Origin of the sequence: Streptomyces sp. SID12501 (assembly GCF_010550245.1) — a bacterium.
Lineage (GTDB): Bacteria > Actinomycetota > Actinomycetes > Streptomycetales > Streptomycetaceae > Streptomyces.
This window is the reverse complement of record NZ_JAAGLU010000006.1, coordinates 87,862-111,422: the sequence shown is the minus strand read 5'-3', so window position 1 is coordinate 111,422 and position 23,561 is coordinate 87,862. Positions and strand designations below refer to the sequence as shown.

Below are 23,561 nucleotides of genomic sequence, written 5' to 3'. Positions count from 1 at the left end.
CTCACCAGGCACCCCCTCGCGCCGGTCGTCCCCACCCGCGCCCCGTTGCCGGTGGTGCGGGCGGGTGCGCTCTCGCGGATCGCGCACGTCGGCTCGGCCGGCCAGGCACCCCCGTGACTTCGACCGGGCTCCGCCGACGGTACGAGCCCGGCGCGGTCATATGAGAAGACCTGCGACGACCAGCTACGGGACACCCGGAGCAGGCCACGGAGAAGGCCAGGGAGCAGTTATGCCGGGCCTGATCACCTGCGTTCGGAGTCCGGCGTCCCCGCAGTTCAGCGCAGCCCCCGTCCATTGTCCAGCACCTCCCGTGCCTTGGCTACCAGGCCGTCGGCGCCGCACGACTTGGCCAGGGTCAGACCGCGTTGGATCTCGGCGACCGAGCGGGCGGCGATGCCGTACTCGACGCGGGCGGCGGCGTGTTCGTACTGGCAGGGTGACGCCTCCAGATAGGCGACCGCCTGGGCGGCCAGGCGTACCGCCCGTTGGCCGGTCTCCAGGGCCGCCGCGCAGCGCAGGGCCTCGCCGATGGCGGTGTCCGTGCCGAAGCGTTCGGCGTACCGGCGGGCGTCGGCGACCAGCGCGGCGGCCCGGAGGGGGTCCTCCACCGCCAGCGCGCGGGCGAGGTCCACGGCCCAGGTGGCGAGCACCGGGTTGTGGAAGCCCCGCCCGGTCGCCGCCTTCTCCGCGGCCTCCAGTTCGTTGATGCCCTCCTTGTGGCGGCCGACGGCGATGAGCAACCGGCCGCGCACCGCGCGGGGTTCGGGCAGCACGATGGTGGAGGGGTAGGGCGGCGCGAAGCCGTACTGCCCGGCGATCGCCCAGGCCTCCTGGACATGGCCACGGGCGAGCAGTGTGTCGACGAGGTTGCAGGTCGCCGACCAGTACAGAGGCAGGCCGCGCCCGACGCGTTCGGCCAGACGCAGGGACTCGCGCAGAGACGTCTCGGCCTCTCTGAGGCGGCCCCGCCTGCGGTGCCCGAGACCGACGTACGCATGGGCGAGGGAGAGGTGGCCGCCGCTCCAGCCCGCCGTCTCGTAGGCGCGCAGGGCATCCATGTAGAGGGACTCGGCGCGGTCGAGACGGTCGGTGTAGACGTACGCGCAGGCGAGCATCATCAGCAGCTCGATGCCCCACTCGGGGTCGGTCCAGCCGAGACCGGGAGCGAGGCGGCCGTTGACGAGGGCGCGGTCGCACACCTCCACGACCTCCTCGGCGTTCTCACCGTGGGTCATGGCTTCGAAGCCGCGCAGTATGAGCAGCGCGCGCTCGGAGTTGTCCCTGCCGGTGCAGGGGCGGGCGAGGTCGGCGAGACGTTCGGAGCGGCCGGGCGCCGTCGTGTCTCCTCCGTAGAGGCCCTCCCACATGAAGTGCACGGCCTGCAGCCGCATCCGTGCCGGACCCGGCTCGTGCCGGGCGGCCTCCGTCTCGACCGTGCGGACGGCCTCGTCCAACTGGTCGTTGTGCACCAGGGCTTGCGACAGCCGGACGATCGCGTTGACGCGCTGGTCGCCTTCCAGGCCGGGCATCGCGAGTGCGGTCTGGAGATGTCCGATGGTGGTCGCGGGTGCGGTGAGGTGGGTGGCAGAGCCCAGTTCGAAGAGCACGTGCGCGTGGCTCTCGGGCCGGGGCGGTTCCAGCAGGGCGCGCTCCAGACAGCGGCGGGCCGCGTCCGGGGCGCCGACCGCCTGGTGCTCTCGGGCGGCCTCGCGCAGCTGGTCGACGAGTTCCTCGTCGTCGTCCGGATACACGTGGAGCAGATGGTGGGAGGCCGCGGCGGCGCCGCGCCCGGACTCGGTGACGACCTGGGCGGCGATGCCGTGCATGGCGGTGCGCATGCCGTCCGGGATGGAGTCGTAGACGGCGGTGGCGATCAGCGGGTGGACGAACTCCAGCTCGCTGTGGGCGACTTGACCGGCAGCAAGCTGGGGTTCGGTGAGGATACGGGCGGTGCACAGGAGGTTGGCGCAGTGGTCGGCCTCGTCGTGGCTGAGGGTGGCCAGCCGGGCGACGAGGTCCACGGAGATACCCGTGCCGAGAATGGCCGCCGCCCAGGCGAAGCGAGTGGCTTCGACGCCCAGGTCCTCCAGGCGGGCGACGAGGCCGCCGCCGCGTGCCGCGTTGTTGAGTTCGCGCAGCCGGCCGCAGGACGCCTCGACCGGGGCCAGTCCGGCGTCCTGGACCTTGGCGAGGAGTTCGACGGTCTCGTACGGGTTGCCGCCGGTGACCGCCCACACCTCGCGGCAGAACGGGGCGTCGGCGTGCGGGCCGAGCGTGGTGCGGGTGAGGCCGGCGGCGGCTGCCGGAGTCAGGGCGTCGAGTGTGGCGACGGGGCCTGCCGCCCGGGCGATCGCCTCCAGGTGGTCGGCACGGCCGCCGGTGGCCTCGCCGGGCCTGCGGGCGACCACGACGAGGACGGACAGGTCGTCGAGCCGCTCGGCGAACGCGGCCAGCCAGCGCAGGCTCTCCTGGTTGGCCCAGTGGGCGTCGTCGATGAGCAGGACGAGCGGCCAGTCACGCTTGGCGAGCCGCCGTACGGCCGCGACCAGGCCGTCGCACACGCCCTGCGGGTCGGCCAGGCGGTCGCCGGGTTCCGTGATGCCGAGGGCGGGGCCGGCGATGTCGTACCAGTCGCCGAGGTATTCGCGGGCCTCTTCCGGCATCAGCGACAGGAGCGCGGGCTGCAGCAACTGGCGCACGACGTTGAAGGGGACGGACTTGAGGGTCTCGCCGCCGCGCACCGACCACACCGTGCAGTTGCGCCGGTCGGCGATACGCCGGGTTTCGGCCATCAGCGCGGTCTTGCCGAGACCGGCCTCGCCGGTGAAGAGCAGCAGACTGCCCGAGGAGGAGTTGTCGACGCGTAAGGCGTCGATCGCCCGTTCCACGGCGGCGACTTGTGTGTCGCGCTCCCACAGGGCGGCAGAGCCGGCCGTCCCTGGCCGTTCCTCCGTCATCCCGGTACCTCCCCAAGTCGCCTGAACGACGTACAGAACCCGAGACTAGCCGTCCGGCTGCCGAAGTGGAGGCGGGTCCGCACAGGTATTGCCGGGACGAGTGACAGGGAGTGCGGCAGGGCGACGCGGCGTGGCCCGCCACCAGCCGTCGTGAAGGTCGTCGACAGTCAACAGCCCCTGAAATGCGGCTGGTTTTCCGTCATCGGCGGGTGCGCGTCCGCCCGCACCACGCCCCCTCGGGCCGCCCTGTCCGCGCCCCCGGAAGGCATCCCCGCGAATGCGTCCACGCACGGCACCGACCTGCGAACCTCCGGCCGGCCCACTCCCGCAGGGCTCCGTTCGCGGGCTCGGTGGGGAACTTCGTCGAGCGGCGCGGGTTCGGTGTCCATGGCGACTTCGCGACGGTGATCCCGGCTCCGTTGCTTCGCCCTGGAGAGGGGCGGCGAGGCCGACAGGTCGGTGAAAACATGTGCGCCACTCGTACTGGCGTTCCATTTCCAGTCGGCCGCCGCAGCCAGTCGGCGGCAGAAAGGAGGTGCCGGTGCGGCCGGTGGTGGAGGGGGCCCCGCCTCCCGTATCCCGCTATCTCGGTATCTCGGACCGTCTTTCTGCGCCTTTCCCGGCGGAAAGGGGACTCCTCTCATCCGCCTTTCACGCGAGCCTCATACGGTGGGGGCATGACGCAGGAGACTCCTCCCGGCTGGTATCCCGACCCCGGGCAGACAAGTGACGGCCCCGCCACCGAGCGCTGGTGGGACGGTAGGACATGGACGGAACAGACCCGTCCCGAGGGCTCGGCCCCCGCCTGGGGTCCACCGGTGCTGGCCGCCGGCGGGGCGTACCCGGCGTATCCCGACCAATCGCCGACGAGCACCCGGCGCGGACTGCGCACGGGCATAGCCGTCGCGGTGGCGATCGCCGTCCTCGTCGGCATAGGCGGCGGTGTGTACGCGCTGACCAAGGACGACGGCGGCAGCGGCAGCAACGTGGGCTCGCAGGTACCGGGCGGCCAGGGCGGGACCGGTGGGCAGGGCGGAACCGGCGGTCAGGACGGCGGCGGTCAGGGCGGTCCCGGTGGTGGCACCGGGGGTGGCACCGGCGGCGGCTCGGGCGGCCAGACGCCGGACCCGCAGCAGTCGGAGCCTTCGGAGAGTCCGAAGATCGACAGCGGTTCCGTGCCCGACTCCACCAACGGGATCAGCATTCCGATCCCCGACGGCTGGTACGGCCAGTCGATCACCGTGGGCGGGCAGGTGTCCTCGGACAGCTCGTACAAGTGCCCGGGCGACACGACGAAGACCTGCACCAAGGGCGGGGCCTACTCGGCGCCCGCGCTGGCGCTGGGCACGTCGGGCAGCACGGCCGAGGCGGTCGCCAAGGCGGACATCGCCGCGAACGCCGAGGATTCGTACGGCGGTACGACGTACGGGAAGATCACCTCGCACGACGTACTGGCCTCCAAAGCGGTGACCGTGGCCGGGCAGAAGGGTTATCTGGTCCGCTGGAAGGCGGTCACGAGCAAGGGCGTCGACGGCATCGTCGAGTCGCTGGCCTTCCCCGCACCTTCGAATCCCCAGCAGATGGTCGTCGTGCGCTTCGGCGTCGACGCCGACCAGAAGCAGTCGGTGATCGACCAGATAACCGCCGGCATCAAGGTCTCCTCGGCCGGCGGGAGCGGGCAGAACGTCTGATCCGCCGGTCCGCACCCCGGCCCGGCGGAGGTGGATCGGCCGGGTGGGGCGCCTCTCCGCTCAAGAGGTACCCCACCCGGCCGAGGGGTGCGCGCCGCCCCCGTCCCCACGGGTCGGCGCGGACAGGTCACCGTCCGGACGAGTCACGGACGGCGGCCTGCGTCTCAGGTGACGCCGAGTGCGGGCAGCACCGCGGCCTCCACGAATCCGACGAGGTACTCCGGGTCGGCGTACTCCCCCTCCAGGACCGGGCGGGCCCGCAGGACGCCCATCATCTGCGCCGGTACGTACTCCAGCGCCGGATGGTCGGCGGGAACCTCGCCGCGCTCGACCGCGCGGCGGATCATCTCGCGGAACGCGGCCAGCTCCGGTTCGACGATCGCGTCGCGCAGCGCCTTCTGGAGCTCCGGGTCCTGCATGGCGGCATGGCCGAGGGCCTGCAGCAGCTGGGTGTCGTGCCCCGACGCCTCACCGATCGCCCGCGCCGCCGCGCGCAGATCCCCGGCCAGGGACCCCGTGTCGACGGCGAAGCGGGCGCGCCGGTTGGCGCGCAGCGCGGCGGCCACGAACTGCGGCTTCGTCTTCCACTGCCGGTAGAGCGTCGACTTGCTGCACCGCGCGCTGGCGGCGACGCCCTCCATGGTCAGCGCGTCGTATCCGCACTCACGGATCTGGACGAGCACGGCGTCGAAGTACTCCTGCTCACGCTCAGGCGTGATCTTGGAGCGGCGCGAGGCGACGACCGGTTCCGGTTCCTCCGCGGCCTGCGACGTCATGACTGCGCTCCCTGTCCCTGTAGTTCCGGTTGCCGTGCCTGCTGTCGCTCTTGCTGTCGTTCCTGTCGGGCTGCTCTGTGGCTTATTCCCGATTCCAGTGTGGTGTAAGTCCATCGATACGCCAGTGTACCGGTACGGATTCGTTTCGGTACACTCTCGTATCGGTACACCAACGTATCGATGAGACGAGCGCCCGTACAGACGAGTTCCCGCCCATCACGCACCACGTGCGCACACGCGCCACCTCAGCGAAAGGGCCGGGGGATGAAAGCCAGCACCGAGCCTGCCAAGGCGGAACCCGCCGGTATACGACGGCCGCCGCTCGTCCGTGAACTCCTCCTGGTAGCAGGGCTGTTCCTCGTCTACAAACTCGGCCGGCAGCTGGCGACCGGGCACACCGCCGAGGCCTTCCGCAACGCGCACCGCGTCTGGGACTGGGAGCGCGCCCTGCACCTCCCCGGCGAGGGCGCCGTGCAGTCGGCGCTGCTGCACAGCGACACCGCGATCCACTTCGCGAACACCTACTACGCGACCGTGCACTTCCCGGCCACCGTCGCCTTCCTGGTCTGGCTCTACCTGCGACGCCCCGCCCACTACGTCTGGGCCCGCCGGGTCCTGGCCGCGGTCACCGGGGCGGCCCTGGTGATCCATCTCACCTTCCCGCTGGCCCCGCCGCGCCTGCTGAGCGAGGCGGGCCTCATCGACACCGGCCAGGTGTTCGGGCCGACGGTCTACGGCGCCTCGCCCGAGGCCGACACCCTGACCAACCAGTTCGCGGCGATGCCGTCGCTGCACTTCGGCTGGGCCCTGATGGTGGCGATCGGCCTGATCGTCGCGACCCGCTCCCGCTGGCGCTGGCTGTGGCTGCTGCATCCGCTGGTCACGCTGCTGGTGATCGTCGGTACGGCGAACCACTACTGGCTCGACGCGATCGTGGCCTCGGCCCTGCTGGGCATCGCCCTCGCGGTCGTCCACGCACCCCACCGCACCGAGTCGACGGCGGGCGAGGGCAGCAGGCTCGCCCCGGCCGACGAGCCCGTCCTCCTGGGAGCAACCCGATGAACGCCGCCACTCTCGCCGCCGTCACCCTCTCCCTGTTCTCCGCCGTCGCCTACGCCGCCGCGGCCGTCGCCCAGGAACGGCTCGCCTCCCGCAACGCCGACGCCGGGATACGGCGGCTGCTGGCGACCGGTGCCTGGTGGGGCTCCGTGCTGCTCAACGCGGGGGGCGCGCTGCTGCACGTGGTCGCCCTCAAGTACGGCCCGCTCACGGTGGTGCAGCCGCTGGGCGCGCTCACACTGGTCGCCGCGGTGCCGCTGGGCGCGCGGGTCGCCGGGCGCCGGGTCAGCGCGGTGGAGTGGCGCGGTACCGCCCTCACGCTGCTCGGCCTGGCGGCGATCCTGGTCACGGCGTCCGGTCCGGCGCCCGACGATGTCCTGAGCCTCCCGGAGGCCCTGGCGGTCGCGGGTACGACGATGGTCCTGATCGGGGTACTGGCCCGCCCCGGCGCCCGGCCCGGCCTGCGGCACGCGAGCGCTTCCGGTATCTCGTCCGGGGTGGCCTCGGCGCTCACCCAGACGGTCACCGTCGCGGCGACGGCCGGCTCGGGTTCACTGATCGGCTGGCAGGTGATCGGGGTGGCGCTGCTGGTCGCGGCGTTCGCGGCGAGTGGCCTGATCCTGTCCCAGACCGCCTACCGGGGCGGCCTCGGCGGTCCGCTGTCCCTGGTGACGCTGGCCAATCCGGTCTCCGCGGCGGTGATCGGCCTGACGCTGCTCGGCGAGCGGCTCCAGGGCGGGGCCTCGGGCCTGCTCCTGGCGCTGGCGGGCGCGGGACTCGCGGGATGGGGCGTGGTGACGCTGTCACGGGCGACGCCGGACCCGGTTCCGGTTTCTGTCCCGGTGTCTCCGGAGCGCGTGGTGATTCCGTCTTCGGCAGCGGCAGCGGCAGCGGCTTCCGCAGCGGCTTCGGTCCTGGCCGACGAGGAGCATCCGGTGGCGTCGGTTCTCGCGCTGGAGGCCCATTCGGCGCCTGTCGAACCGTCGTTGATGCCCCGGCAGCCGTCGGAGCCGGGACACCTCACGTCACTGTGAACCGACCGGCCCCTGTGAACACATCTGTGTACAGGGGCCTCGGTCGGTCTCTGTGTACCGACCGGTCCTCTGTGAACCGACCTGTCAGCCCAGGCCTCGTGAATCCTGCTTCAGCGCCGTGTCGACGGTCAGCGCCGTCGCCACCACGAGGCTCAGCAAGGGCTCGGGCAGCTGGTAGTGGATCTGCAGGACGTAGTTGTCCGCCGTCGTGAACATCGTCTTCGCCAGACCTTCCCAGGTCTTGGTGATACGGGCGACCTCGTTCTCCGCGTGGTCGACGATCGCGAAGTTCCAGGCCCGCCAGTTCTCCGCCTTGATCGCGCCGACCTGCTGGCCGCCCGCGTTGATCGCGAAGTTGATCTTCCCGATCATGTTCTGCTGGACGATCTCACCGACCGGCGAGCCGTCCGGACGCTGTACGATCACCCGCGACTTCATGAACTTCCGGGGGCGCGTCAGCAGCAGCACCGGCTGCCCGTGGGCGTCCCGGATCTCCAGCTTGTGCGTCATGAACTGGTCGATGCTGGCGACGAAGCGCAGGATCTTCTTCAGCGCGCTCTGGCCGACCTGGACGACCGAGCCGAGTTCACGGCCCTGCTGGTCCATGACCTTGTACTCGTTGGTCAGCTCGATCAGCTTGGCCTTCTGGTTGACCACCAGCACCGGCTCGGTGAACAGCGTGCCGCCGCCCGCCCCCGCCGCGACCCCGGCCTGCTGCTGCACCTGCCGCTGCACCCGCGCATCGGCACCGGCAGCGGGCTGCGGGGCGCCGAACCCCTTCTGGGGCTGGCCCTGGGGCGGACCGAATCCCTGCTGGGGCGGCTGTACCGGCGCCGCCTGCGGCTGCTGGGGCTGGGACTGCTGGGCCTGCTGCTGGTCGGTGTTGGTGTGGTCGGTCCACTGGGAACCGTCCCAGTACCGGAGCGTCTGGGCCGCTCCCTGGGGATCCGCGTACCAACCTGCAGGTATGTTCGATTGCGTGGTCACCGGGGCACAGTACCGTGACGCGGCTGCATGACAACCATGTCCCCGTCAAAGCGCCCCGGGCCCCGCTTCGCCCTCTCAGCAGGTCACGATCGCCGGATCACTCACACCCGCCCGGCCGTTCTCCACGTGCCCGGCGAACCGGCGCAGGAACGACGCGTCGGCGTCCGAGGTGACCGTCACGTCGTACCACCGCTTGCTGGCCCCCAGGTCCACCCGGTGCCGCACGGTTGCCCCGGCCCGCACCCTGATCTTGCGCGAGTGTCCCCCGTATCCGCTGCTCAGCTTCAACTCCACTGTCTTGGAGCTCTTGTTGCCGATCGTCAGCTCAAGGTCGTCCCCGACGTGCCGTGCGGTCACCTCGGGTCCGGCGGCGCCCTTGCCCCGGCCCTTGAAGACCCGGAGGAAGCCGTTCGGGCCATGCACCGTCAGGTCGTGGGCGTCCTTCGAGTACGCCGAGTTCCAGGTGTCGGAGACGGTCTCGCCGGCGCCGGTGGTGTACGCCCACGGGCCGTCGGTGCGGTTGCCGGAGGTCACGAGGAAGGAGGCGCCGGCGTGGGTGCCGGAGGCGAAGGCGAGCGTGAACTTTCCGGCCGTCAGGTCTGCCGAACCGTCCACGTACGGGGCGTACTTGAGCGGACGGGCCGGGCGCAGGCCGCGTTCCTGCCGGGGCAGGACCGGGTTGGCGGGCGGGACCGGGACGTAGTCCGGGTGGCGGTCCTTGTCCGGCGGCCGGTAACCGTCGGTGCCGGGGAGGGCCACCGGCCTGGTGTCCTTGCGGGAGAAGTCGAAGGCGGCCGTCAGGTCGCCGCAGACCGCGCGCCGCCAGGGCGAGATGTTGGGCTCGTGCACGCCGAAGCGGCTCTCCATGAACCGGATGACCGACGTGTGGTCGAGCGTCTCCGAGCAGACGAACCCGCCCTTGCTCCAGGGCGAGACGACCAGCATCGGCACCCGCTGCCCGAGCCCGTAGGTACCGGCCGCGTGCCGGCTGTCGCCCTTGAACAGGTCCGGGCCGACGTCGACCGTCGATCTGCCCTGCGCGTCCGACTGGGGCGGGAACGGCGGCACGAGGTGGTCGAAGAAGCCGTCGTTCTCGTCGTACGTGATGAACAGCGCGGTCTTCGCCCACACCTCGGGGTCGGAGGTGAGCGCGTCCAGGACCTGGGCGATGTACCAGGCGCCGTAGTTCGCGGGCCAGTTGGGGTGCTCGGTGAAGGCCTCGGGGGCGACGATCCAGGAGATCTGCGGCAGCCTGCCCCCTGACACGTCGGCCTTGAGCTGGTCGAAGAAGCCCTCGCCCTTGCGGGCGTCGGTGCCGGTGCGGGCCTTGTCGTAGAGGGGGTCGCCGGGCTTGGCGTCGCGGTACTGGTTGAAGTAGAGGAGCGAGTTGTCACCGTAGTTGCCCCGGTAGGCGTCCTGGATCCAGCCCCAGGAACCGGCCGCGTCGAGCCCGTCGCCGACGTCCTGGTAGACCTTCCAGGACACGCCCGCCTTTTCGAGACGCTCCGGGTACGTCGTCCAGCTGTACCCCACCTCGTCGTTGCCGAGGACGGGGCCGCCGCCCTTGCCGTCGTTGCCCGTGTAGCCCGTCCACATGTAGTAGCGGTTGGGGTCGGTGGAGCCGATGAACGAGCAGTGGTACGCGTCGCAGATGGTGAAGGAGTCGGCCAGCGCGTAGTGGAACGGGATGTCCTTGCGGTTCAGGTAGGCCATGGTCGTCGAGGACTTGGCCTGGATCCACTTGTCGTACTTGCCGTTGTTGAAGGCGACGTGCCCGTCGCTCCAGCTGTGCGGGAGGTCCTGGATGAAGGCCAGCCCCAGGTCGTCCGCGTCCGGGCGGAAGGGCAGTACGTCCTTGGTGCCGTCCGACTGGTGCCACACCGACTTGCCGTTCGCCTGGGTGACCGGATGCGGGTCGCCGAAGCCCCGGACTCCTCGCAGTGAACCGAAGTAGTGGTCGAAGGACCGGTTCTCCTGCATGAGGACGACGATGTGCTCGACGTCCTCGATCGTCCCGGTGCGGTGGTGCGCGGGAAGGGCGGCAGCGCGCTCGATGCTGCTGGAGAGCGCGGTGAACGCCGTGGTCGCGCCCGCGAGTTGGAGGAAGTGGCGCCGGTTGACTTCGGGCATGGGGGAGGAGCCTCTCGTCCTGCTGACGGCATTGGGTGGAACGTGACGGAATGCGCGCGTCTGGAGTTTCCCAGGGGTACCGAACGGCACGGAAGGGTCCGGTGGCATCCGCGTGAAGGTCATCGGTACGTGAGATGTGGGGCGGGCCAAGGCCGGCCCAAGAAACCCCCATGACGATGTCCACGCGGTTGGCGGCGCCGATACCGCTGATGCCGTTCAGGTAGCTGCCGGACACCGCAGCGGGGCCCGGGCTCCACAGGGAATCCCTTCCGTGAGGCGGAAGAGCTGTTGCGGGGCTGTGACGCCCTTCCCGACGATGACACCACCGCAGACCGACGGGAGTCGCACCCATGCCGCACACGACCAGTTTCGCCAGGAACCAGTGGTACGTCGCCGCCTACAGCCACGAGGTGGGCCGGGAACTGCTCGGCCGCACGATTCTCGGTGAGCCCCTCGTCTTCTACCGGACCGAGGGCGAGGGGACGCCCGTCGCCCTGCACGACCGCTGTGTGCACCGGCGTTACCCGCTCTCCGAGAGCGGACTCGACGGCGACCGGATCGTGTGCGGATATCACGGCTTCACCTACGACACCACGGGTACGTGTGTGTACGTGCCCGGGCAGAAACGCATCCCGCGCACCGCCCGCGTCGCCTCCTACCCGGTGGTCGAGCAGGACGCCCTGATCTGGGTGTGGATCGGCGACCCGGCCCTCGCCGACGCCGACACGATTCCGCGGGCCCGGCACCTGGACTCCCCCGGCTGGGTCACCGTCAAGGGCATGGAGCCCATCGACGCCGACTACGGACTGCTCGTCGACAACCTGCTCGACCTCTCCCACGAGACCTATCTGCACGGCGGCTACATCGGCACACCCGAGGTCGCCGAGACGCCGATCAACACGGAGGTCGACGAGGGCGCGGGCATCGTCCGGGTCAGCCGGCACATGGACGACGCCGAGTGCCCGCCGTTCTACGCCAGGTCGACCGGCATCGAGGGGCGGATCACGCGCTGGCAGGACATCGAGTACCACGCGCCGTGCCTGTATCTGCTGCACAGCCGGATCGCACCGGTGGGTGTCCTGCCCGAGGCCGACGGCAGCGACCCGAACGGTTTCCACACCGAGATCACGTACGCGATCACGCCGTCGGCCGACGGGAAGGTGTACGACTTCTGGATGGTCTCGCGCGACTGGGCCACGGACGACGACGAGGTCACCGAGTTCCTGCGGGGCAACAACCACACCGTGGTCATGCAGGACGTCGACGCGCTCAACCTCCTTCAGCGGACGCTGGGTTCGGAACGGTCCGGGTACCAGGAGCTGAGCATCAACATCGACACCGGCGGTCTCGCCGCCCGCCGTATCCTCGCCCGGCTGGTCGAGGAGGGCGACAAGCCGGTGGAGAAGGTCCTGTGAGCGGCGGACCCCTCTCCGAAACACCGCGCGTTTCCGAAATACCGCGCGAGATCTACCGCATCGCCTGGCTGCCGGGCACGGACGTCCTGCACGGCACCTGTCACTGCGGCCGTGAGTACAACTCGCAGGACCCCATCGAGATGTGGGAGTGGATGCTCGCCCATCCGCAGGGACATCAGCCGCAGGCGGACCAGCCACAGGGAAACAGCTCATGAACGTGTACGAGGCCGAACTCGTCGTCGAGCGGCGGGAGTCGGCCGCCGACGGCGTGCTGGCGCTCACCCTGCGCCATCCGCTGGGTGAGGAGCTGCCGGACTGGGAGCCGGGCGCGCATGTCGATGTCGTGCTCGGGCCGGAGCTGGAGCGGCAGTACTCGCTGTGCGGCGACCCCGCCGACCGGTCGACGTGGCGGATCGCGGTGCTGCGCGAGCCGGACGGGCGCGGTGGATCCGCTTATGTGCACGGGCAGTTGGGGCTCGGCGACAAGGTGCGGGTACGCGGCCCCCGTAACCACTTCGCCCTCAAGCCGGCGCCCCGATACCGCTTCGTCGCCGGCGGTATCGGCATCACCCCGATCCTGCCGATGCTCGCCGCCGCCGAGGCCGCGGGCGCCGAGTGGACGCTGCTGTACGGCGGGCGCACCCGCGACTCCATGGCGTTCACAGAGGAGTTGGGGCGGTACGGGGACAAGGTCACGTTCGCTCCGCAGGACGAGGCCGGGCTCCTGGACCTCGACTCGGAGATCGGGCGGCTGCCGGAAGGCACCCTTGTCTACTGCTGCGGCCCCGGTGCCCTCCTCGACGCGGTGGAGTCGGTCTGCCCGGCCGGTGCGCTGCACGTCGAGCGGTTCGCGCCCAAGGCCCAACAGGGCGGCGCAGACAGTGAGTTCGAGGTCGTCCTGCAGCGCAGCGGTCGCACGCTGACCGTGCCCGTCGAGGTGTCCGTGCTGGACGCGGTGCGCGGCGCCGGGGTCGAGGTGCTCTTCTCGTGCACCGAGGGCACCTGCGGCACGTGTGAGACGGACGTGCTCGAAGGCACCCCGGACCACCGGGACTCGGTGCTCTCGGACGAGGAGCGGGAGGCGGGCGAGACGATGCTCATCTGTGTGTCCCGGTGCCGTGGCCCGCGGCTCGTCCTCGACCTCTAGAGCCACCGTCCCGCCGCCCCGGTCCCGCACCGGGGCGGCGACTCACACGGCAAAGGCATTGACCCTGCTTCACCCGGGGCTTTACGTTCCCGCTGAGAACGCCTGAGCACGACTGCGAACGACTGAGCACGTCAGTGCTGTCCGCGCACAACTCGCCACCACCTGGCACAACCTGTCGGAGCACCACGATCGGTCCCACAGGAGGAGTCTTGCGTCGTCTGTTCACCGGTCTCACGGCCGTCACGCTCCTGGTCACCGCGACGGCCTGTGGGTCGTCGGACGGTTCCGGTTCGCCGGACGGCACCTCGCCGTCCGGCGGCACCACCACTCTCAAGGTCGGCATCATCCCCATCGTCGATGTCGCGCCCCTCTATCTCGGTCAGCAGAAGGGCTTCTTCAGCGAGCGCGGGCTCAAGCTGTCCATGACCCTCGCGCAGGGCGGCGCGGCGATCGTGCCGGGTGTCGTCAGCGGTCAGTTCCAGTTCGGCTTCAGCAACGTGACGTCACTGATGATCGCCCAGGCCAACAGCGTGCCCGTCAAGGCCGTCGCCAACGGCATCGCATCGACCGGTGTGCAGGGCAAGGACTTCAGCGCCATCACCGTGAAGAAGGACAGCCCGATCAAGTCCGCGAAGGACCTGGAGGGCAAGAAGGTCGCCGTCAACACCCTCAAGAACATCAACGAGACCTCGGTGCGCGAGTCGGTGCGCAAGGCCGGCGGCGACCCGGACAAGGTGACGTTCGTCGAGCTTGCCTTCGACCAGATGCCCGCCGCCCTCGACGGTGGCCAGATCGACGCGGCCCAGGTCGTCGAGCCCGCCCTCGCGACGGTCAAGAGCCAGGGCGGCCGTGAGATCGCCTGGCCGCTGGTGGACGTCGCGCCGAACTGCACCGTCGCGATGTACTTCACCTCGACCCAGTACGCCCAGAAGAACCCGGAGTTGGTGAAGAAGTTCCAGGAGGCGACCGCCGAGTCCCTCGCGTACGCCGACGCCCACCCGGACGAGGCCCGCCAGGCCGTCACGACGTACACCAAGATCCCGGCGGACGTGCTGGCGAAGGTGACCCTGCCGAAGTGGCCGGCCGAGGCGAACCGTGCCTCGATCGAGGCGCTGGAGAAGCTGGGCGAGGCGGACGGTCTCTTCAAGCAGTCCCCCGACCTGGACAAGCTGTTGCCGTGAGGGGAACGAACGCCTTGCTCGGCGCGACCGGGCTCGCGGTCCTCCTCGCCCTGGGCGAGGCGGTGCCGTGGCTCGGTCTCGTCAGGGTTTCACCGTCGTGCAGTTCCAACGCGGCTTCGCCGTACCGGACATGTGGACGGGGATCCTCGTCCTGGGTCTGCCCGGCTTCTTCCTCTCTGTCCTCTCCGTCGTCTTCCAGCCGGTCGAGCGACGCGTGCTCGGCTGATACCACGGCCCGCGCGCCTCGGCCCGGCGGTCGCCGTGAACCTCGTGAACGTGAAAGGGCGATCCAGTGGGCGCGCTTCTCGATGTCACCGGCCTGAACAAGGTCTACGACGGTTCCGGGCGCCGGGTCGAGGCTGTGCGGGACCTCACCTTCGGCGTCGAGGCGGGTGAACTCGTGTGTCTGGTCGGCCCGTCGGGGTGCGGCAAGACGACGCTGCTGAAGTGCGTGGGCGGGCTGCTGGCACCGACGGCGGGCCAAGTGACGCTCGCGGGGCGGCCGGTGAGCGGGCCGCCGCCCGGAATGGCCTTCGTCTTCCAGGAGTACGGCCGCAGTCTGTTCCCCTGGATGCGTGTCGGCGACAACGTCGGACTCCCCCTCAGGCAGAAGAACCTGCCCAAGGCCAGGCGCCGCGAGCTGGTCGCGGACGCGCTGCACTCGGTGGGCCTCGCGGACGCCGCCGGGGCCTACCCCTGGCAGCTGTCCGGCGGTATGCAGCAGCGGGTCGCGATCGCCCGCGCGCTCGCCTACGAGCCCGAAGTGCTGTTGATGGACGAGCCGTTCGCGGCGGTCGACGCCCAGACGCGCGCCGATCTGGAGGATCTCGTACGGGGGCTGTGGCGGGAGCGCGGGATCACGATCCTGTTCGTCACCCACGACATCGACGAGGCCGTGTATCTCGGTCAGCGGGTGATCGTCCTGTCCGCGTCCCCGACCGTCGTCAGAGAGGAACTGAAGATCGATCTGCCGGACGAGCGCGACCAGTTGCACACCAGGGTCGCCCCGCGCTTCGCCCAACTCCGTACGCATGTCTACGAGCAGATCCAGGCGGCCAAGCGCGCAACACCGTCACCGTCACCGGGTCCGGCGGACAGGACCGAGGACAGGACGTAAGGACAGGACCTGAGCCGGTGAGGTGAACGGGCGGTGGCCCCGGTGCCGTCGACGACCTGAACGCCGACGGTTCCGGGGCCAGGTCCCGTCTCACGCCTCCGGGGCCGGCACCACGCTCAGGTGGCTCGCCGAGCGCCGCGGGCGGCGTGGTCCGCGTGGGGCGTCCGCCGCGCGCCGCGTCTCGCGGAGCACCAGCGTCAGCCTCGTATAGCCCATGTCCTCGAGGGACTTGGGGGTCTCGCCCACGACGCGGCACTCGGTGGCGCCCCAGCGCGGGTCGGGGTGCAGCAGCGGCCGTACGGCCCCGTCGTGCTGGACGGCCTCAGCGCCTACCGCCCGGATCCAGTGCGGCAGGCCCTGCCGGTAGGCGGCCTCCATGATCGGGTCCTGTGCGATGTCCCGGCGGATGGCCTGGAGGCCGCGGTCCTGGGCGTGCACCTCCACGGCGGCGGCGAAGTGGGCGAGCATCGGCAGGCACCAGCTGGACTCGTGCTCGCCGAGGACCGTGCCCGCGTCCGGGTGGAAGAGGACGAAACGGAGGAAGTTGTCGCCGGGCATGGCCGTGGGATGCGGGCCGACGGTGCGGAAAAGTGTCTCGAACGCGGTGTTGGAGAGGACCACGTCCCAGCGGTGGTCGAGGACGACGGACGGAAAGGCCAGGGCCTCCAGAAGCGTGGCGTAGTCCCGCAGATACGCCTGGGCCTCGGGCCCCTCGGGGACGGGCCGCGGCGCCGGCCGCTGCCCTCCTGCCTGAAATGCCATCGGGAGGTCACCCCTCTTGCCTATGCGGCCTTCACGCGGCGCCCTGATCCTGATGCCCTGGGATGAGCCGTGTCAACTATCGTGGCATTTCATGCCCGTTGACGGCTGAATCTGGCCACAGATGTGGCGAGAGCTGGATGTGAGTTCGAACAACCCGCTACACTCTCCGGGCAGTTCACGGAGCCCGACGAAGTCCTGGATGACGTACACGTCGTGGATGACACACACAGAGACACAAAGACCCAAAAGACGGTAGGAGACCTGTCGGTGACGGATGGCTACGAGGTTCCGGGCGCCACGGCGACGGTTCTGCTGTCCGCCGTCGTGGTCCGGGTCACCGCGCTCGCAGACCGGCTCGGTGTGTCGCACACCGAGGTCTTCCACACCGGGCGGCTCTCCGCCGCGTCCGGCGTTCCGGAGAGCGTCGTCAAGGCCCTGCTGAGTGGACAGAGCGCCGGCGAACCCGATCTCCAGGCCCGTTTCCTGCAGCGTCTGGGCCTGCTGCGCCGCACCCGCCTCAAGCCGAACGGCCGCAAGTACACGCAGCAGGAGATCGCCGACGGCGCCGGCATGTCGCGCCAGCAGGCGGGCGCCCTGATCAACGGCGACCGGCGCCCCACCATGGAGCACTGCGACGCCATCCAGCGCTTCTTCAGAGTGCACGCCGGTTTCCTCACCGCGGAGGATCCCGAGGCGCTCGCGGGCGCCCTCCAGCGCTCCGAACAGGAGCTTCTCCAGCAGCTCGCCGACCGTGAGCGCCGGGCGGCGAAAGCCACCAGCGACCCGCTGGAGCGGCTGCTGCAGGACCACGGCGTCCGCGGAATCGCCTGGCGGGCCGCGCAGCTGCCCTCCGACCAGCATCGCGACAAGGTCGCCGAATGGCTGGACATGCTTCTGGAGAGCGTCAAGCGGCCGGAGTCGTGATCCGAGGGATGACTGTGAACATCGGCAAGGAAATGCGCCGCCTGTGCGGCGAGTTGGTGACCGAGCTGAGGCTCCCGGCACCGGCCGAGCCCGCCGACCTCTACGCCGCGCTGTGCGACGCCATGAGCAGACGCCGCGGCCGTCCCGTCGTGTTCCGCGCGGCCCCCTTCCCACCCGGTACGGCCAGCGGACTGTGGCTCGACATGGCCGACCAGGACCTCATCGTGGTCGAGGAACGCACCGCGCCCGACCACCAGTTGGTGATCCTTGGCCATGAGCTGTGGCACATGCAGGCCGGGCACTGCGGCCACCACGTCGAGGGCGCGGCGGTCGCCGCCCGGCTGCTCAGCGACACAGCGGACCTCCAGGACACGGTCCGCAAGGTGGCCGCCCGCACCCGCTCCGACCTCGCCGACGAACAGGACGCCGAGAGCTTCGGCCTGCTGCTGGCCAGCAAGTGCCGTACGTGGCTCGCCGGTTCGGCGCGCCGGCCGGTGAGGCGCGACCAGCTCGCGGGCCGGATCGAGGCCTCCCTGGGCTATCGCGGGCCACAGAGCTGAGGCGGCGCCCGGCGTGAACGACTCCAGCTACTACGTGCCGTCCGCCGCGATGGTGATCGTCCTCCTCCTCAAGGGCCGGGCGGTGCTGCGCGCCTGGCGCGACCCGCTGCTGCGCTCGGTGTACGCGCTGCTCCTGCTGTCCGTGCTGGTGTTCCTCTTCGCGGCCCCGCCGACCATCTCGTGGGTCAACCGCGTCACCGCCGTCCCGAACTTCTCGGCGCCGCTCGTGTACTGCCTGCTGAGCGCCTTCAGCGCCTCCTGTCTGGTGCTGATCATCAACTGGCGCGGTGGCCCGCCCGAGGCCACCCGGCGCGCCTCGCGCCGCTGGATCGCCGGCTACGCGGTGGTGATCATGGCCACGGCCGCCCTGTTCGCCCTCGGGGACGCGCCCGAGCAGCGCCTGCGCGACTTCGACACGCACTACGCCGACACGCCGTTCATCCGCGAGATGATCGTGCTGTACCTCGTCGCGCTCACGGTCTCGAACATCGCGATGAACCTGGTGTGCTGGCGGTGGGCGCTGCAGGTGCACGGCTGGCTGCGGGTGGGGCTGCTCGTCATCGTGGCCGGCTTCTTCTGCAACATCGCCTTCGCGGCCACCAAGCTGACGGCCGTCGTCGCCCGCTGGAACGGCGGGAATCTCGACTACCTGAGCACGTACGTCGCACCCGCGATGGCCGCCGCCTCGGAGGTCGTCACCGCGGCCGGCTTCTGCATCCCGCTGGCCTTCCAGCGCGTCGGGGACGTGTGGAGCAGCTGGTCGACGTACCGCCGCCTGAGCCCGCTGTGGCGGGAGCTCGCACCCCTGTCGGACCACGGCGAGCGCGCGGTCCGGATCGCCTGGTGGTCCCCGGCCGAACTCCAGGTCACCCAGCGGGAGTCCGACATCCACGACGGCATGCTCAGCCTGTACCCGTACTTCGACCCCACCGTCCGCACCCGGGCCTACGAAGCCGCCCGCACCGCGGGCTCCTCCCCCGACGCCGCCCGGGCCGAGGCGGACGCGGCGATGGTGACGGCCGCCTTACGGGCCCGGGCGGCGGACCCTGAGGGCACGGTGATCAGCGCGGCGGCAACAGAGAACGACGGCCCGCCGCCGGCAACCGAGGGCCCCCGTGACCTGGTGGGCATGTCCCACGCCCTGCGCCGGTCCCCGGTAGTCGCAGAGGTACGGGAGGGGCGGGGCTTTCAAGGGGCGCAGGGCTAGGTCAATTTGCGGCTCCGCCGCGTGGGCGCGACCAGCCACATGCGGTCCGCACCCGGAGAACTACGTCGCACTGCGCTCACTCACTTCCCGCAAGCCCTGTTCCATCACCTGTGCGGGCCGCCCGTCGACCAACAGCTCCCGCCAGTGCTCCCGACTCCAGTCAGCCGGCGCACTCCCCCCGGTGAACTCCTCGACAAGCGCCACGAACCGCGCCGGATCACTGTGGAACGGGAAATGGCCCGCCCCCTCGAATATCTCCAGCCGGCTCCCCGGCATCGCCTCGTGCGCCCCGTAGGCGTGCCGCACCGGCACCACGCTGTCCCGGTCCCCCCACAGCAACATCGTCGGCATGCCCTCGGTGAGATAGCAGCGGTCGAGCATCGTCACGACCTGCCCGCGCCAGTCGACCACGGCACGCAACGTACGGATGAAGGCGTTGCGCGAGGTCTCGTCGGGCAATGCGTCCACGAGAGTCAGCAACTCGGGCGCGTCCCGCCCCAGATCGGTGTCGAGCAGCTTCATCAGCCGTACGACGAGGCCCACTTGGAGCCGCATTCCTGGCAACCGCAGCGCAGAGAGCGCGAGATGGGCGCCCGGCAGTGAGACCGCCCGCAGGACCGGGTTGACCTCGCGGCCCACGCCGCCCGCGCTGACGAGGATGAGCCGCTCGGTGCGCTCGGGGAACTGGTAGGCGAACTGCATGGCCACCCCGCCGCCGAGGGAGTGTCCGACGAGTGTCGCGGACTCGATGCCGAGGGTGGTGAGCAGATCGCGCACACCGTTGGCGTAGGCGGCCACCGAGTAGTCGGCGCGCGGCTTGTCGGAGGCGCCGTGGCCGAGCAGGTCGGGGGCGATCACGGTGTGGCTGCGGGCGAGGTCGGGGATCAGCTCGGCCCAGGTCGCCGAGGAGTCCCCGATGCCGTGGATCAGGACGAGTGCGGGACCCTCGCCGGCCATGCGGAAGGCCCGGCGGTACCCGTGCACGACGCGGTACCGCAGTTCGAGTTCGTCGTCGCCGACCGGTCGCAGCCGTACGGCGCGTGCCGGTCCGTGGCGCGGAATGTCCGTCACGCCGCTCACCTCCCCGCTTCCAATGCCCTGAGCTCCTTGCCGAAAACCCTTTCCCCTCAGCGTAGAACCCCATTCTCACCAGGCGTTTCGAGGAGGTTTCGCCTCCGCTAACCGAGCGAACCGACGTGTGCGGAAACGGGATTGTCAGTGGCGGGCGGCAAGCTGGGAGGTGCAGGGATGAGCAGAGCTGACGCCGACATGGGGAGAGCCGTCCGATGCCGACCGCCGTACTGACCGACCGTGAGCGCACCGCCGTACAGGCCTACTTGCGGTTGCTGCACACCGTCCGCGCAGCCTTCGACGTACCGCCGGGGAGCCACCGGCCACCCGTCGTGCCGCCGGCCGTCCTCGCGGAGGCGGAGGCGGCCCTGGCTGAGGCGGGTCTGACGGGCAACGAGGAGAGGTTCTTCCGGTTGCTCAGACAGGCCGGCGCGGCACGCTGACGGCCGTCGCCAGGAGCCCGTGCCGCACGGTCCAGTGTCCGTCGAAGGAACCGAGTTCCCGGCCGTCGACGACCGGTCCGGGCACCAGCAGCCGGGCCCGGAAGGTGCCGTACGGGTGCGGGCCGGCGGCGGCCGTGAACTCGATGTCGGCCTCGCTGAAGTCCAGCCACTTGCCGGTGAGCGGGAACCACGCCTTGTAGACCGCTTCCTTGGCGCTGAACAACAGCCGGTCCCAGTGCACGCGGTTTCCGTGCGCGCCGGGGCCGTCCGCCGTCAGTGCGCGCAGGTGCGCCACTTCCGTGGGCAGGGCCACGGAAGCCAGGACGCCTTCGGGCAGCGACTGGTGGGGTTCGGCGTCGATGCCGACGGAGGCCAGGTCGGTGGCGCGGACCAGTGCGGCGGCGCAGTAGCCCTCGCAGTGGGTCATGCTGCCGACCAGGCCGGCCGGCCACTGCGGGGCTCCCCGCTCGCCGGGCAGCACGGGCTGCGGTGGCACGCCGAGCTTCTCCATGGCCCGGCGGGCACACGCGCGGACGAGGGTGAACTCGCGGACGCGCTTGGGCACCGCACGCGTCACGAGCGCCTGTTCCTCGGGGTACAGCGTCGCGCCCCCGGGCCCACCGGCGCCGTATGTGCCGTCGGCCGGCTCGTCACCGTACGTTTCCACGGCCACCACCGTGGCCGGAAGCAGCTCCTCGATCACCGGATCCGACCTCCATCGGCAGTATGCGGCGCAGCCTTCCCGGGTCTCCCGGGCGCTTCTGCCATTCGCGGGGGTAGCCCACGGACACTTCTTCGAAGCGGACGCCCTCGTGCCAGGTGGTCCGAGGGATGTGCAGATGGCCGTAGACCATGGTCGTGACGCGGAACCGGCGGTGCCAGTCGGCGGTCAGCGTGGTGCCGCACCACATCGCGAACTCGGGGTGCCACAGCACGTCCGTCGGATGCCGGTCCAGCGGATAGTGGTTGACGAGCACCGTCGGCAGGTCCTCGGGCAGCTCGGCGAGCCGCCGCTCGGTGTGGGCCACCCGGGCCCGGCACCAGGCCTCACGGGTCGGATAGGGGTCGGGGTGCAGGAGGTACTCGTCGGTGCAGACGATGCCCGTGCTCTCCGCGTACGCGAGCCCTTCCTCCTTGGTCGCGCAGCTCTGCGGCAGGAAGGAGTAGTCGTAGAGGAGGAAGAGCGGCGCGACGGCGACGGGGCCGCCGGGGCCCTCCCACACGGGGTACGGGTCCTCGGGCGTCGTCACACCCAGCTCGCGGCACAGCTCGACCAGGTGTTCGTAGCGGGCGACTCCACGCAGGGTGACCGGGTCCTTGGGGTGGGTCCACAGCTCGTGGTTGCCGGGTGCCCAGATCACCTTGCGGAACCGGCCGGCGAGGGTTTCGAGGACCCAGCGGATGTCGGCCACCGACTCCGACACGTCGCCGGCGACCAGAAGCCAGTCGTCGTCCGTCTCCGGGCGCATCTGTTCGACCAGGGCACGGTTCTCCGGGTAGCCGATGTGCAGATCACTGATCGCCAGCAGCTGTCCGGCACCGCCGACCGTCGTCTCCACCCCAGCCCCTTCCGCATCCGATAACTCCGCCCCCGCGGGCGCACGTTCGGATCCACAAGAACACATCCCCGACAGCCGGACAAGTACCGCTGCCCGCCCTCCGGACGCCCTCCCGGCGCAGCTCACCGGGCGGGCCGAAGATCATTACAGGTGGCCACTGGTGGTGCACAGGAGAACACACGGGGTACTGCTGACGATTCCGTAACACGCGCGTAGCAGTAACAGGGTCTGCGGAGCCTTATGATCGCCTCAACACTTCCGCCAAAACCCGGTTCGCACCCGGGTGGCTTGTCGTGTTCCCAACTCTCCCCTGGCCGGGCTCGGCCTTGCTCCGCCGTGCCCGTGAACCCTGAAAGGTGGCCCTGCATGGTCTCTCGCGTACGCGTCTGGCTCAACCGCACGTACGCGGAGAACGTGTTCTTCATGGAACAGCTGCGGAGAAATCCCAGCGACCGCGCGGTCGAGATCCACGCCACCCACGGGGACGCCGACTCCCCCGTCCTGGCCGCCGCCGACACCGCCGCCATGGAGCCCGAGGGCCTGTCCCCCGCCGCGTACGTGGAGTACGCGCTCGACCAGTGCGACCGCCGCGAGATCGACGTGTTCGTGCCGCGTCTGCACCAGGACGCGATCGTCGAGCACCGCGCGGACTTCGAGGCCGTGGGCACCAAACTGCTCGCACCGACGCCCGAAGCAGTGGCCGTCTTCCAGGACAAGGCGACCGCGTACCTGGCCGTCGAGGCGGTCGGTGTTCCGACGCCGCCATGGTGGCGGGTGCGCAGCGCCGACGAACTCATCGTCGCCGTCGAGCAGTTGGAGGCCGACGGTCACAAGGCGTGCTTCAAGCCGGCGGCGGGCGCGGGCGGGGTGGGCTTCCGCGTGATCACGCGCGCCCCCTTCTCGATGTCGCACCTCAACGGGTTCCCCACGCCCTACGTCCAGTTGGACATGGTCCTCGACGTGCTGCGGAACACCGACGAGGACGTCGACTGGCTGGTGATGCCCCGTCTGGAGCAGCCGGAGGTGTCGGTCGACTGCCTCACCGGCCCCGACTCGCGCATCCGGATGGCGATCGGCCGCACCAAGAACGGCCGGCGGCGCGGCTTCACCCTCGACGAGGCCTGGCTGCAGCCCGCACGGCTCATCGCCGAGGGCTTCGGTCTGCACCACCTGAGCAACATCCAGTTCCGGATGTACGAGGGCCGGCCGGTCCTGATGGACGTCAACACCCGTCCGGCCGGCGGCCTGCACCAGCTCCAGCTGTGCGGTATCAACGCCCCCTGGGCGGCAGTGCAGTTGGCGCTCGGCGAGGACCCGGGCGATCTGGTTCCGCCGTTCCTCGGCCAGGACTACGCGGTGATCTCCGCGCCGCGCCTGGTGCGCGCGGTGTCGGCACACGCGGACGAGGCCCCGGCGCACGCGTCCACGCTGCCCGCCGTGCCGGCGCCTGCAGCCGTCGAGGAGCCGGTCGCCGAATCGGCGGCCGAGACGTCCGCGGGGGCCCCGGCGGCGGCCACCGCGTAAAGAGCCCTCCTCCCGCC

The 23,561-nt window shown here is 70.5% G+C and carries 21 protein-coding genes and 1 pseudogene; 14 read left to right on the top strand and 8 right to left on the bottom strand.

The features are described 5' to 3' along the window. Positions 1–275: 275 nt before the first annotated feature. On the bottom strand, positions 276–2,957 hold the full coding sequence (locus tag G3I71_RS08630; RefSeq protein WP_164313350.1) for an AAA family ATPase: 2,682 nt from the start codon (positions 2,955–2,957) through the stop codon (positions 276–278). A gap of 677 nt (positions 2,958–3,634) precedes the next feature. Between G3I71_RS08630 and G3I71_RS08625 the strand changes: the two genes are divergently transcribed. Further along, on the top strand, positions 3,635–4,648 hold the full coding sequence (locus G3I71_RS08625; RefSeq protein ID WP_164313349.1) for a DUF2510 domain-containing protein: 1,014 nt from the start codon (positions 3,635–3,637) through the stop codon (positions 4,646–4,648). 164 nt (positions 4,649–4,812) lie between these two features. On the opposite strand, the gene G3I71_RS08620 is transcribed toward G3I71_RS08625, so the two are convergent. Then, entirely contained in the window at positions 4,813–5,424 is a 612-nt protein-coding gene (locus tag G3I71_RS08620) for a TetR/AcrR family transcriptional regulator (RefSeq protein WP_164313348.1), read from the bottom strand. A gap of 264 nt (positions 5,425–5,688) precedes the next feature. On the opposite strand from G3I71_RS08620, the gene G3I71_RS08615 reads away from it, so the two are divergent. Both G3I71_RS08615 and G3I71_RS08610 read left to right on the top strand, forming a co-directional pair. Continuing rightward, positions 5,689–6,486: a phosphatase PAP2 family protein gene (locus tag G3I71_RS08615; RefSeq protein WP_164313347.1), complete on the top strand. Its 798-nt coding sequence runs from the start codon at positions 5,689–5,691 to the stop codon at positions 6,484–6,486. Beyond that, the gene (locus G3I71_RS08610; protein ID WP_164313346.1) at positions 6,483–7,517 is read left to right on the top strand and encodes a hypothetical protein; all 1,035 of its coding nucleotides are present in this window, start codon (positions 6,483–6,485) and stop codon (positions 7,515–7,517) included. The genes G3I71_RS08615 and G3I71_RS08610 overlap by 4 nt, the downstream gene beginning before the upstream one ends. An 84-nt stretch (positions 7,518–7,601) precedes the next feature. On the opposite strand, the gene G3I71_RS08605 is transcribed toward G3I71_RS08610, so the two are convergent. Next, positions 7,602–8,504, bottom strand: coding sequence for a phospholipid scramblase-related protein (locus tag G3I71_RS08605; RefSeq protein WP_164313345.1), 903 nt, complete (start codon positions 8,502–8,504; stop codon positions 7,602–7,604). 75 nt (positions 8,505–8,579) lie between these two features. Further along, positions 8,580–10,634 (bottom strand): phosphocholine-specific phospholipase C, encoded by a 2,055-nt coding sequence (locus G3I71_RS08600; RefSeq protein ID WP_164313344.1) that lies wholly within the window; start codon positions 10,632–10,634, stop codon positions 8,580–8,582. A gap of 350 nt (positions 10,635–10,984) precedes the next feature. On the opposite strand from G3I71_RS08600, the gene G3I71_RS08595 reads away from it, so the two are divergent. The 6 genes and pseudogenes from G3I71_RS08595 to G3I71_RS08570 all read left to right on the top strand — a co-directional run bounded on the left by G3I71_RS08595 (position 10,985) and on the right by G3I71_RS08570 (position 15,494). Continuing rightward, entirely contained in the window at positions 10,985–12,049 is a 1,065-nt protein-coding gene (locus G3I71_RS08595) for an aromatic ring-hydroxylating dioxygenase subunit alpha (protein ID WP_164313343.1), read from the top strand. Continuing rightward, the gene (locus G3I71_RS08590) at positions 12,046–12,264 is read left to right on the top strand and encodes a hypothetical protein (protein WP_164313268.1); all 219 of its coding nucleotides are present in this window, start codon (positions 12,046–12,048) and stop codon (positions 12,262–12,264) included. Before G3I71_RS08595 ends, G3I71_RS08590 begins: the two co-directional genes overlap by 4 nt. Beyond that, on the top strand, positions 12,261–13,196 hold the full coding sequence (locus tag G3I71_RS08585; protein WP_164313342.1) for a PDR/VanB family oxidoreductase: 936 nt from the start codon (positions 12,261–12,263) through the stop codon (positions 13,194–13,196). The genes G3I71_RS08590 and G3I71_RS08585 overlap by 4 nt, the downstream gene beginning before the upstream one ends. Before the next feature lie 209 nt (positions 13,197–13,405). Next, positions 13,406–14,377, top strand: coding sequence for an ABC transporter substrate-binding protein (locus G3I71_RS08580; RefSeq protein WP_164313341.1), 972 nt, complete (start codon positions 13,406–13,408; stop codon positions 14,375–14,377). A gap of 85 nt (positions 14,378–14,462) precedes the next feature. Further along, a pseudogene (locus G3I71_RS08575) lies at positions 14,463–14,603 on the top strand (ABC transporter permease); the annotation flags it as partial. A gap of 66 nt (positions 14,604–14,669) precedes the next feature. Next, complete coding sequence (locus G3I71_RS08570) at positions 14,670–15,494, top strand: ABC transporter ATP-binding protein (protein WP_164313340.1); 825 nt, start codon at positions 14,670–14,672, stop codon at positions 15,492–15,494. A 90-nt stretch (positions 15,495–15,584) separates the two neighbouring features. Here G3I71_RS08570 and G3I71_RS08565 read toward each other — a convergent pair whose 3' ends face one another. Beyond that, positions 15,585–16,256, bottom strand: a complete 672-nt coding sequence (locus G3I71_RS08565; RefSeq protein ID WP_164313339.1) for a hypothetical protein — start codon at positions 16,254–16,256, stop codon at positions 15,585–15,587. A gap of 267 nt (positions 16,257–16,523) precedes the next feature. Here G3I71_RS08565 and G3I71_RS08560 point away from each other — a divergent pair, with 267 nt between their 5' ends. The 3 genes from G3I71_RS08560 to G3I71_RS08550 are packed head-to-tail and all read left to right on the top strand — an operon-like array spanning position 16,524 to position 18,947. Further along, positions 16,524–17,180: a helix-turn-helix transcriptional regulator gene (locus G3I71_RS08560; protein WP_164313338.1), complete on the top strand. Its 657-nt coding sequence runs from the start codon at positions 16,524–16,526 to the stop codon at positions 17,178–17,180. A 32-nt stretch (positions 17,181–17,212) separates the two neighbouring features. Then, complete coding sequence (locus tag G3I71_RS08555) at positions 17,213–17,740, top strand: toxin-antitoxin system, toxin component (protein ID WP_164313489.1); 528 nt, start codon at positions 17,213–17,215, stop codon at positions 17,738–17,740. 13 nt (positions 17,741–17,753) lie between these two features. Continuing rightward, positions 17,754–18,947 (top strand): MAB_1171c family putative transporter, encoded by a 1,194-nt coding sequence (locus G3I71_RS08550; protein WP_164313337.1) that lies wholly within the window; start codon positions 17,754–17,756, stop codon positions 18,945–18,947. A gap of 60 nt (positions 18,948–19,007) precedes the next feature. On the opposite strand, the gene G3I71_RS08545 is transcribed toward G3I71_RS08550, so the two are convergent. After that, complete coding sequence (locus G3I71_RS08545; RefSeq protein WP_164313336.1) at positions 19,008–20,018, bottom strand: alpha/beta fold hydrolase; 1,011 nt, start codon at positions 20,016–20,018, stop codon at positions 19,008–19,010. A gap of 215 nt (positions 20,019–20,233) precedes the next feature. On the opposite strand from G3I71_RS08545, the gene G3I71_RS08540 reads away from it, so the two are divergent. Next, complete coding sequence (locus tag G3I71_RS08540; RefSeq protein WP_164313335.1) at positions 20,234–20,461, top strand: hypothetical protein; 228 nt, start codon at positions 20,234–20,236, stop codon at positions 20,459–20,461. Here G3I71_RS08540 and G3I71_RS08535 read toward each other — a convergent pair. Beyond that, positions 20,436–21,164, bottom strand: coding sequence for a 4'-phosphopantetheinyl transferase superfamily protein (locus tag G3I71_RS08535; protein WP_164313334.1), 729 nt, complete (start codon positions 21,162–21,164; stop codon positions 20,436–20,438). The two genes, G3I71_RS08540 and G3I71_RS08535, sit on opposite strands and share 26 nt — an antisense overlap. Continuing rightward, complete coding sequence (locus G3I71_RS08530; RefSeq protein WP_164313333.1) at positions 21,112–22,020, bottom strand: metallophosphoesterase; 909 nt, start codon at positions 22,018–22,020, stop codon at positions 21,112–21,114. Before G3I71_RS08530 ends, G3I71_RS08535 begins: the two co-directional genes overlap by 53 nt. A 366-nt stretch (positions 22,021–22,386) precedes the next feature. Between G3I71_RS08530 and G3I71_RS08525 the strand changes: the two genes are divergently transcribed. After that, on the top strand, positions 22,387–23,544 hold the full coding sequence (locus G3I71_RS08525) for an ATP-grasp domain-containing protein (protein WP_164313332.1): 1,158 nt from the start codon (positions 22,387–22,389) through the stop codon (positions 23,542–23,544). Positions 23,545–23,561: the final 17 nt, after the last annotated feature.

Bases quoted from the DNA above. Each gene is read 5' to 3' on its own strand.
- G3I71_RS08555 (WP_164313489.1), top strand. From the start codon at position 17,213: ATGCGCCGCCTGTGCGGCGAGTTGGTGACCGAGCTGAGGCTCCCGGCA.
- G3I71_RS08525 (WP_164313332.1), top strand. From the start codon at position 22,387: ATGGTCTCTCGCGTACGCGTCTGGCTCAACCGCACGTACGCGGAGAAC.
- G3I71_RS08595 (WP_164313343.1), top strand. From the start codon at position 10,985: ATGCCGCACACGACCAGTTTCGCCAGGAACCAGTGGTACGTCGCCGCC.
- G3I71_RS08620 (WP_164313348.1), bottom strand. From the start codon at position 5,424: ATGACGTCGCAGGCCGCGGAGGAACCGGAACCGGTCGTCGCCTCGCGC.
- G3I71_RS08585 (WP_164313342.1), top strand. From the start codon at position 12,261: ATGAACGTGTACGAGGCCGAACTCGTCGTCGAGCGGCGGGAGTCGGCC.
- G3I71_RS08625 (WP_164313349.1), top strand. From the start codon at position 3,635: ATGACGCAGGAGACTCCTCCCGGCTGGTATCCCGACCCCGGGCAGACA.
- G3I71_RS08615 (WP_164313347.1), top strand. From the start codon at position 5,689: ATGAAAGCCAGCACCGAGCCTGCCAAGGCGGAACCCGCCGGTATACGA.
- G3I71_RS08600 (WP_164313344.1), bottom strand. From the start codon at position 10,634: ATGCCCGAAGTCAACCGGCGCCACTTCCTCCAACTCGCGGGCGCGACC.
- G3I71_RS08565 (WP_164313339.1), bottom strand. From the start codon at position 16,256: ATGGCATTTCAGGCAGGAGGGCAGCGGCCGGCGCCGCGGCCCGTCCCC.
- G3I71_RS08630 (WP_164313350.1), bottom strand. From the start codon at position 2,957: ATGACGGAGGAACGGCCAGGGACGGCCGGCTCTGCCGCCCTGTGGGAG.
- G3I71_RS08610 (WP_164313346.1), top strand. From the start codon at position 6,483: ATGAACGCCGCCACTCTCGCCGCCGTCACCCTCTCCCTGTTCTCCGCC.
- G3I71_RS08540 (WP_164313335.1), top strand. From the start codon at position 20,234: ATGCCGACCGCCGTACTGACCGACCGTGAGCGCACCGCCGTACAGGCC.